This is a genomic window from Pseudostreptobacillus hongkongensis, from assembly GCF_001559795.1.
Lineage (GTDB): Bacteria > Fusobacteriota > Fusobacteriia > Fusobacteriales > Leptotrichiaceae > Pseudostreptobacillus > Pseudostreptobacillus hongkongensis.
Genome location: NZ_LOHY01000148.1, coordinates 1 through 8314, shown reverse-complemented (window position 1 = coordinate 8314; position 8314 = coordinate 1). Strand labels below are relative to the sequence as shown.

The following is an 8314-nucleotide window of genomic DNA, read 5'->3' as shown; positions in this document are numbered from 1 at the left end:
TCTACATTCTTATATTATCACAAACAATATGAATAATATATTGACCTTTTACACATATTGAGGTATACTATGAATGTGTTAAGTACCAGCAAAAAATAGATGGAGGACAAATTATGAGAAAAGTTTCAAAAAATGTTTATGAGGCTATGGAGAGATTATCAGATAGAGAGGGTGTAATAGGAGCTTTAGCTATAGACCAAAGAGGATCTATAAAGAAGATGATAGGTAAATACACTGAATCAACTACAGAAAAAATTGAAGAATTTAAATGTTTAGTATCTTCAGAATTAACTAAATATGCAAGTTCAATTTTACTTGATCCTGAATATGGTTTACCTGCATCAAAAGTTAGAGATAAAGAAGCAGGGCTATTATTAGCATATGAAAAAACTGGTTATGATGCAACTAAAAAAGGAAGATTACCAGATATCTTAGATGAATGGTCTGTAAGAAGATTAAAAGAACAAGGAGCAGATGCTATTAAATTCTTATTATATTATGATATTGATGATGATAAAGAGATAAATGAAGCTAAACATATATTTGTTGAAAGATTAGGTAGTGAATGTTTAGGGGAAGATTTACCATTTTATTTAGAATTAGTATCTTATGATGAAGCAGGTAAAACTGGAAAAGAATATGCAAAGGTTAGACCACATAAAGTAATAGAAATGATGAAAGAATTTTCTAAAGAAAGATACAATGTTACAGTTCTTAAAATGGAAATTCCAGTAGATATGAATTATGTTGAAGGATATGGTGAAGAATGGGTTTACACAAGAGAAGAAGCTAAAGCGTTCTATAAACAACAAGCAGAAGCTACAGATTTACCATTCATATTCTTATCAGGTGGAGTAAGTATGGATTTATTCAAAAAATCATTAGAATTAGCTCACGAAGCAGGATCTAACTTTAATGGAGTATTATGTGGAAGAGCAACTTGGGCAGATGCTATAGAACCATATAGTAGTAAAGGTAAAGAAGAAGCTATAAAATGGCTTGAAACTGAAGGAACTGAAAAAATTACATCACTTGGTAAAGTTTTAGGACAAACAGCTACAGATTGGAAATTAAAATTAACTAAATAATTAAGAAATATTTATTTGAGATTACTTTATTTTTATAGAGTAATCTCTTTTTATATATTAAACTATTACTATCTATTATTGTAAAAATAGCTTGTTTATAATATAATTAATATGGGTGATGAAATGGGAATTAATAGGGATGAATTTTTGAAACAATTTAGTGATAAAGAAACAGCACTTAAAGTATATAATGTTATTGAATTAGCAATAGAAAATGAAATTGCTGTAAACACTGATTTCTTTGTAACTCCTAATATATGGAAAAAAATAAATAAATCATATGATAATATAATGGTAGATATGGTGGGCGTAGATAGAAAGCAGATAGCTTTTTATCCTAAAAATTTAAATTATCAGTTTGATTATGTTATTTTGGAAATAGAAGTTAATAATAAATTCAAACAATATGAACATAAAGATTTTTTAGGCTCAATAATGTCTTTAAATATTAAGAGAGAATTATTAGGAGATATATTTGTTGAAGATAATAAAGCGTATATTTATTCTAATTCAAAAGTTGGTGAATATATTAAAGATCATCTAGAACTTGTAGGTAAAAATAAATGTGTAGTTAGATATTCTAAAAAAGAAGATTTTAGTTATAAATTTGAGGAAATTAAGATTAATGTTAGTTCAAATAGATTAGATACTTTTATTTCAGAAATAACAAATTTATCAAGAAATAAGGCAGTAGAATATATAGAAAGTGGATTAGTACAAATAGATTATGAAATATGTAAACAAAAAGATAAAAAAATAGATTTAGGAACTATAATAACTATAAGAAAATATGGGAAATTTTTAATTGATTTTGAAAGTGGAAAGACAAAAAAGGGTAAAAATATCTGGGTTATAAAAAAATATATTTAATATTAAACTTAGAATTTTTATAGTTATATTAAAAATTTTTTTTAAATATGTTATTATATAGGAAGAGAGGTGTGGTGATTTTATGAAAAAATTATTATATATAACAATTAGCATGATTTTAGTTAGTTCATGTAGTAGTATAGAAAAATTTAATCAATATTTGAATGATAAAAATATAGTTTCTTTTAAAGATGATGTTAAGTATAAAGAAATAAAAGATAATAAAGTTGAGACTAAAAAAACAGAGGAAACTAAAAAAACTGTAGAAGTAAAAAAAGAACCAGTAAAAGAAAATAAGACTATTAAAGTTGCAGAAGAAAAGATTGCAGTTAAAAAAGAAGAATCTACAGTAAAAAATGATGTTAAGAAAACTAATGAAGCAAAAGAAGTAAAATCTACAACTGTAGTAAAAAATACAGAAAATAAAAAAGAGGTAGAAAAACCTAAAGAAGTTATTAAAAAAGTAGAAGAAGTTGTAGTTGAAAATAAGAGTACTGCTAATAATAACAATAATGTAAATACAGTTAAATTTGAAGTAACTGATGAAAAAATAATAGACTTTATAGCTGAAAAAGTAGTAGAAAGTAGAAGTCAAATTAAACAAAAAACAGCTGAAAGTATATTGAAATTAAGAGAAAAAGGATATAATTATACTCCTAAAGAATTTTTAGCTAAAGCATATGAAAATATTAAACTAACTAATGTTAATTCTTTCTTACTTGCAACTGCAAGAGTAATGAATAATATAGAAAGAGGTAAAAAATGAGATTAGATAAATTTTTGAAAGTAACTAGAGTTGTAAAAAGAAGAACTATAGCTAATGAGTTATGTGATTTGGGTAGGGTAGAAGTAAATGGAGATGTAAAAAAAGCTTTATATACAGTTAAAATAGGTGATAAAATATTAATTAAATATTTTAATAGAGTTTTTAATGTGGATGTTATATCTATGCCACCTGAATCAGTTAAAAAAGAAGATATAGAAAAATATATTAAAATAATTGAAATAAAAGAATAGTGCACATAGTGCACTATTTTATATTAAATTCAATATTATTATTATCTGTAATATTTATACTATAAACTAGATTGTTATCATAAATTAATGTTACATTATCTCTTCCTTTTTGGAATTTAGAAAACATATTAATTATGATTTGTTGAGCTTCTTTAGTTTTAATGTCTAGATCAGATATTTTAACTAATAATGTCATAATATTTGAAATATCATTAAAATATTCACTACGAGCATTAGTAAAATGAAAAGAAATTCTAGTTACATCAAAATCTTTATATTCAATTAATAAGTATGCTTCTTCATAACCTTTTATTTGAGAATAAAAGTAAATATTAGATTCAATTTCATTGCTACTAAAGTTTGAAATCACAAATTTAGAACTATTAAACTTAAGATTAAACTCGTCTATTACATCATCTAATAATCTGTTTTTAAAAATATTCTTATTTATTTTAATTTCTGTATTTTTATTTGCATTATTATTAGATCTATAATTAAGAATATAAAAGTTTGATAGTATAAGTATTGATAATATAATTATAAAAGAAATCACTTTTTTCATTTATTAATTAATCCTTAACTATATAACCAACATTTCTAATAGTTTTAATTATTTTTGTTGGGAATCCATATTCGATTTTTCTTCTTAAGAATGTTACATAAACATCCCCTATATTCTTGTTGCTAGAATAATCTTTACCCCATACAGTTTCAAGTATAGTTTCTCTTGTAACTATCTTATTTTTATTTAATAGTAATAGTTCTAGTAATTTATATTCTTTATTAGTTAAAGATACTTCTTTTCCATCACGCTTAGCTTCTCTTGTAAGAGGATTTAATTCTAGATCTTTTACTGTAAGAATACCGTTTTCATCAACTTTCTTTTCTTTTGTTACTAGGAAAAGAAATGCACGTAGTTTTGCTGAAAACTGTTTAGGAGTCAATGTACAATAAATATAATCGTTTAAACCAATTTCTAGTGCCTCTTCAATAATAAATGTATTTTCAGGTCTTGTTATAGCAATAGTCAATAATTTACTATTTGGTTCGTTAAAATATTGAAATAGTTTTTTATAATTCATAATATTTGTAGTGTCAAAAATTAAAATATCTACTAAATTATTTTCAATTTTATCTAAAACTACACTTTCATCACTAGTTACTTCAATATTTAAATGGTCTTTTCTTAATTTATCTGGGTAATCATAATCTTTTTTTATGTCCCAACTATAATAAAGTATTTTCATAAATCAAATCCCTCCACTATCAATCTATTAAAATTATACCATAAAAAACTTTAAAAAACAAATAAAATATTTAGTTTTCAATAATAAAAATGATAACTTGTAGAAAAAATATAAATTAAAAATATATTTAATAAAAAAAGTTGACAAAAAAGCGTAATTATGGTAATATTAATGAGTTGATTTATGCAATCAATATCTGTATTACCAATACAAATTTAAATATTGGGAGGAATAAAAATGAGAGTTCAAGTAATTTTAGAATGCACTGAGACAAAGTTGAGACACTATGTTACAACTAAAAACAAAAAAACTCATCCTGAAAGATTAGAGTTAAGAAAATACAATCCAGTGTTAAAAAGATATTCTCTTTACAGAGAAGTTAAGTAATAAAATAGGCCAGTAGTTCAATGGTAGAGCGTCGGTCTCCAAAACCGAATGTTGTAGGTTCGAGTCCTATCTGGCCTGCCATTTTTTTATAGAATATGGAGAAAATTTATGAAAAAAGAAAAAATGAATTTGTTTAGTCAAGTAGTATCTGAGTACAAACAAGTTACATGGGCAAGTTTGCCAGAAGTAGTACAAGTTACTATAGTGGTACTATTAATTACTATATTCATTTCTTTAATGGTTTTAATATTTGATGTAAGCTTTACAACTCTAATGGATAGATTTTCAAGCTTCATTAAAACAGTTATAAGACAGGGGTAAGATATGGAATTTGTAAATAAATGGTATATAATTCATACATATTCAGGATATGAAAAAAAGGTTAAAACGGATTTAGAAAAAAGAATTTTTTCTGAAGGTTTGACTGATAAAGTATTTAGAATTTTAGTTCCTGAAGAAAAAGTTATGGAAGAGAAAAAAGGGAAGTTAGTTCCTGTTTATAGAAAAATATTTCCAAGTTATGTAATGGTTGAAATGAGAACAACTAGAGAACAATATGAAGATAGTGTTAACTATAAAGTTGATAGTAAGGCTTGGTATATTATTCGTAATACTAATGGAGTTACTGGGTTTGTAGGTGTTGGATCTGATCCTTTACCTATGTCAGAAGCTGAAGTTGAAGATGTATTTTCTAAGATGAGTAACGATGAATTTGAAGAACAATTAGATTACCAAGTTGGTGATTATGTAAGAACTAATGATGGTATAGAAGGTACAGTAGATTCTATAGATTTAATTGCTAAAAAAGTAAAAATTGTTGCTTTAATTGGAAGTAGACCTACAGTTTTAACTCTTGAGTTAGATGAAGTTAGTAAATTTTAAATTTTAATATTGTAATAAAAGTGGGAGATTTAAAAATTCAGTTACCACAAAGGAGGATAATAGAAATGGCTAAAAATAATAAAGAAATAGTGGCTAAAGTTAAATTACAATTAGGAGCTGGTAAAGCTAACCCAGCACCACCAGTAGGGTCAGCTTTAGGACCACAAGGTATAAATATTCCTGAATTCTGTAAACAATTCAATGCTCAAACACAAGATAAAGCAGGATTTATTATACCAGTTGAAATTTCAATTTATGCAGATAGAAGTTTTAGTTTTGTATTAAAAACACCACCTGCATCAGATTTATTAAAGAAAGCAGCTAAAGTTGAAAGAGGAGCTCAAAACTCATTAAAAGAAGTTGCTGGAAGTATTACTAAAGCTCAATTAAAAGAAATTGCTGAAACTAAGATGCCAGATTTAAATGCATCATCAGTTGAAGCTGCTATGAATATAATTGCAGGAACTGCAAGAAGTATGGGAATTAAAGTTAACGATTAATATTTAAGTGGGAGATTTAAAAATTCAGTTACCACAAAGGAGGATTATAAATGTCAAAAAAAGGGAAAAGATATAATGAAATTTCTCAAAAAGTAGATAAATTAAAAATATACACACCTGAAGAAGCTTTAAAATTAGTATTCGAAACTAAGAGTGCTAAATTCGTAGAAACAGTAGAATTAGCTATTAGATTAGGAGTAGATCCTAGACATGCTGATCAACAAGTAAGAGGAACTGTAACTTTACCAAATGGTACAGGTAAAACAGTTAGAATACTTGCTATAACTTCAGGAGAAAATATAGATAAAGCATTAGCTGCAGGAGCAGATTTTGCAGGTGATGATGAATATATTACAAAAATTCAAGCAGGATGGATGGACTTTGATTTAGTAATAGCAACTCCTGATATGATGCCTAAACTTGGTAAATTAGGTAAAATCTTAGGAACAAAAGGGTTAATGCCAAATCCTAAATCTGGAACAGTTACTACTGATGTAGCTAAAACTGTAGAAGAATTCAAAAAAGGAAAAGTAGCATTTAAAGTTGATAAATTAGGATCAATTCACTTACCAATAGGTAAAGTAAACTTCTCTGAAGAACAAATAGTTGAAAACTTCAAAGTTGCTTTAGATCAAATTATTAAATTAAAACCAGCTACATCTAAAGGACAATACTTAAGAACAGTTGCAATCTCATTAACTATGGGACCTGGAATTAAAATAGATCCTTTATTAGCATCTTCATTTGTAGCTAAATAAATTAATATATAAAGCATAGTTTACTATGCTTTTTATTTTATAAACGAAAGGGTGAAAATATGTCTAAAAATTCATATGATGAATTAGTATATAAATCAAAATCTTTTCCATTTACTACTCCATTTAATATAGAGGCACTTTCATTTTTATATGGACTTACTCCTGTTAATTCTAAAAAATGTAGAGTATTGGAATTAGGATCATCGTTTGGAGGAAATATATTATCTCAAGCTTTATATAATCCAGATAATGAATATATAGGAATAGACTTATCAGAAGAACAAATTAAAAAGGGAAATGAAATAATAGAAAGCATAGGTCTTAAGAATATTAAATTAATGAAGAAGAATATTATGGATATAGATGAAGAATTTGGTAAGTTTGATTATATAATATGCCATGGTGTATTCTCATGGGTTCCAGACATGGTTAAAGAAAAAATTCTATCTATATTAGATAATAATTTAAGTGAAAATGGAATAGCTTATGTATCATATAATACATATCCTGGGTGGAAAGAATTACAAAAAATTAGAGATATAATGCTATATGCTAATAAGTATTATGATACAACACCTTTAGATGAAAAAGTTGAAAGATCTAAATATATTATTAATATAATTGCAAATCAAATAAAACAATATACAGAAGTTGATCAGCATAAATTCTTAGAAAAACTAAACTATGCTTTAGAAAAAGATAATTATTATCTGGCTCATGAATATTTAGAAGAAGTAAATGATCCATTTTATTTACATGAATTTGCTGATATGTTAGATAAACATAATCTTACATATATTAGTGATATTAACTTAAGATTATCATTTTTAAGTTCACATAGATCAGAAGTTATAGAAAATATTAAAGCTCTTTCATTAGATGATAATATTATTAAAGAGCAATGTTTAGATTTTGTTTTAGATACACAGTTTAGAAAATCTTTAATATGTAAGAAAGATAAAAGAGGGTTGATTAATTTTACAGAACAAATTCCTTCAAGTATTATAGATAAACTATATTTCTATAAACTAAATTTAGATGCTATAAATGATTCAAAATTAAAAAATAAATTTGAGGAAGTTATTAACAGTAAACCTGTGTTTAGTATATCTGATTTGGTAAGTAAAAATGATGATAAGACTGAAATGAGAGGTATACTTTTAGACTTAATGGTATATAATAATGTGTTGTTTAGTTTAAATGATGTTGAAAGAATAGTATATAAAGAAAATAAAGTGTATATTCCAAAGGTTTATACAAATTATATAGATGTGTGTTTAAAAAATATAAAATATATAACAATGTCTAACTACTATAATGATAACATAGATATATTTAATTTTTTAGATTTAGAATTGATGAAAATACTAGAAAAACCAAGAACAAAAGAAGAATTGATTAATAAACTAGATATGATAATAGAAAAAAACAATTTTAAATTGACTAAAAATATTTCTGGTAAAGAAGTTGAAGTTAAATCATCAGATTATATATATGAATTTATAGTAAAGATAGAATTTATGAATTTCTTTGTTAATGTATAATTAAAAGAGGCTGTTGCAATT

The 8314-nt window shown here is 25.2% G+C and carries 12 protein-coding genes and 1 tRNA gene; 11 read left to right on the top strand and 2 right to left on the bottom strand.

The genetic code is table 11. From position 1 onward, the window contains the following. The first annotated feature begins 113 nt into the window (after positions 1 to 113). From lacD to AYC59_RS07135, 4 genes are all read left to right on the top strand, one after another. Positions 114 to 1088, top strand: a complete 975-nt coding sequence (gene lacD / locus AYC59_RS07150; RefSeq protein WP_066896912.1) for a tagatose-bisphosphate aldolase — start codon at positions 114 to 116, stop codon at positions 1086 to 1088. Between the two features lie 123 nt (positions 1089 to 1211). Beyond that, the gene (locus tag AYC59_RS07145; RefSeq protein WP_066896910.1) at positions 1212 to 1958 is read left to right on the top strand and encodes a YlmH/Sll1252 family protein; all 747 of its coding nucleotides are present in this window, start codon (positions 1212 to 1214) and stop codon (positions 1956 to 1958) included. Positions 1959 to 2040: 82 nt separating this feature from the next. Further along, complete coding sequence (locus AYC59_RS07845; RefSeq protein WP_066896908.1) at positions 2041 to 2724, top strand: hypothetical protein; 684 nt, start codon at positions 2041 to 2043, stop codon at positions 2722 to 2724. After that, positions 2721 to 2975, top strand: a complete 255-nt coding sequence (locus AYC59_RS07135) for a S4 domain-containing protein (protein ID WP_066896906.1) — start codon at positions 2721 to 2723, stop codon at positions 2973 to 2975. The genes AYC59_RS07845 and AYC59_RS07135 overlap by 4 nt, the downstream gene beginning before the upstream one ends. 13 nt (positions 2976 to 2988) lie before the next feature. Here AYC59_RS07135 and AYC59_RS07130 read toward each other — a convergent pair whose 3' ends face one another. Beyond that, a complete protein-coding gene (locus AYC59_RS07130; protein WP_066896905.1) occupies positions 2989 to 3537 on the bottom strand; it encodes a hypothetical protein in 549 nt (182 codons plus the stop codon). A gap of 7 nt (positions 3538 to 3544) precedes the next feature. Then, positions 3545 to 4222, bottom strand: coding sequence for a winged helix-turn-helix domain-containing protein (locus AYC59_RS07125; protein WP_066896903.1), 678 nt, complete (start codon positions 4220 to 4222; stop codon positions 3545 to 3547). Positions 4223 to 4459: 237 nt separating this feature from the next. Here AYC59_RS07125 and rpmG point away from each other — a divergent pair, with 237 nt between their 5' ends. From rpmG to AYC59_RS07090, 7 genes are all read left to right on the top strand, one after another. After that, positions 4460 to 4609 (top strand): 50S ribosomal protein L33, encoded by a 150-nt coding sequence (gene rpmG, locus AYC59_RS07120; RefSeq protein WP_066896901.1) that lies wholly within the window; start codon positions 4460 to 4462, stop codon positions 4607 to 4609. A 6-nt stretch (positions 4610 to 4615) separates the two neighbouring features. Next, positions 4616 to 4690 (top strand) — tRNA-Trp (locus tag AYC59_RS07115). Between the two features lie 42 nt (positions 4691 to 4732). Beyond that, positions 4733 to 4930: a preprotein translocase subunit SecE gene (secE, locus tag AYC59_RS07110; RefSeq protein ID WP_169792235.1), complete on the top strand. Its 198-nt coding sequence runs from the start codon at positions 4733 to 4735 to the stop codon at positions 4928 to 4930. 3 nt (positions 4931 to 4933) lie between these two features. After that, the gene (locus AYC59_RS07105; protein WP_066896897.1) at positions 4934 to 5491 is read left to right on the top strand and encodes a transcription termination/antitermination NusG family protein; all 558 of its coding nucleotides are present in this window, start codon (positions 4934 to 4936) and stop codon (positions 5489 to 5491) included. A 65-nt stretch (positions 5492 to 5556) separates the two neighbouring features. Beyond that, a complete protein-coding gene (rplK, locus tag AYC59_RS07100; protein ID WP_066896895.1) occupies positions 5557 to 5991 on the top strand; it encodes a 50S ribosomal protein L11 in 435 nt (144 codons plus the stop codon). Positions 5992 to 6041: 50 nt separating this feature from the next. Next, a complete protein-coding gene (rplA, locus tag AYC59_RS07095) occupies positions 6042 to 6749 on the top strand; it encodes a 50S ribosomal protein L1 (RefSeq protein WP_066896893.1) in 708 nt (235 codons plus the stop codon). Between the two features lie 59 nt (positions 6750 to 6808). Beyond that, positions 6809 to 8293, top strand: coding sequence for a methyltransferase regulatory domain-containing protein (locus AYC59_RS07090; RefSeq protein WP_066896891.1), 1485 nt, complete (start codon positions 6809 to 6811; stop codon positions 8291 to 8293). Positions 8294 to 8314 lie beyond the last annotated feature (21 nt).

Bases quoted from the DNA above. Each gene is read 5' to 3' on its own strand.
- AYC59_RS07135 (WP_066896906.1), top strand. From the start codon at position 2,721: ATGAGATTAGATAAATTTTTGAAAGTAACTAGAGTTGTAAAAAGAAGA.
- lacD (WP_066896912.1), top strand. From the start codon at position 114: ATGAGAAAAGTTTCAAAAAATGTTTATGAGGCTATGGAGAGATTATCA.
- rpmG (WP_066896901.1), top strand. From the start codon at position 4,460: ATGAGAGTTCAAGTAATTTTAGAATGCACTGAGACAAAGTTGAGACAC.
- rplK (WP_066896895.1), top strand. From the start codon at position 5,557: ATGGCTAAAAATAATAAAGAAATAGTGGCTAAAGTTAAATTACAATTA.
- secE (WP_169792235.1), top strand. From the start codon at position 4,733: ATGAATTTGTTTAGTCAAGTAGTATCTGAGTACAAACAAGTTACATGG.
- rplA (WP_066896893.1), top strand. From the start codon at position 6,042: ATGTCAAAAAAAGGGAAAAGATATAATGAAATTTCTCAAAAAGTAGAT.
- AYC59_RS07145 (WP_066896910.1), top strand. From the start codon at position 1,212: ATGGGAATTAATAGGGATGAATTTTTGAAACAATTTAGTGATAAAGAA.
- AYC59_RS07130 (WP_066896905.1), bottom strand. From the start codon at position 3,537: ATGAAAAAAGTGATTTCTTTTATAATTATATTATCAATACTTATACTA.
- AYC59_RS07105 (WP_066896897.1), top strand. From the start codon at position 4,934: ATGGAATTTGTAAATAAATGGTATATAATTCATACATATTCAGGATAT.
- AYC59_RS07090 (WP_066896891.1), top strand. From the start codon at position 6,809: ATGTCTAAAAATTCATATGATGAATTAGTATATAAATCAAAATCTTTT.
- AYC59_RS07125 (WP_066896903.1), bottom strand. From the start codon at position 4,222: ATGAAAATACTTTATTATAGTTGGGACATAAAAAAAGATTATGATTAC.
- AYC59_RS07845 (WP_066896908.1), top strand. From the start codon at position 2,041: ATGAAAAAATTATTATATATAACAATTAGCATGATTTTAGTTAGTTCA.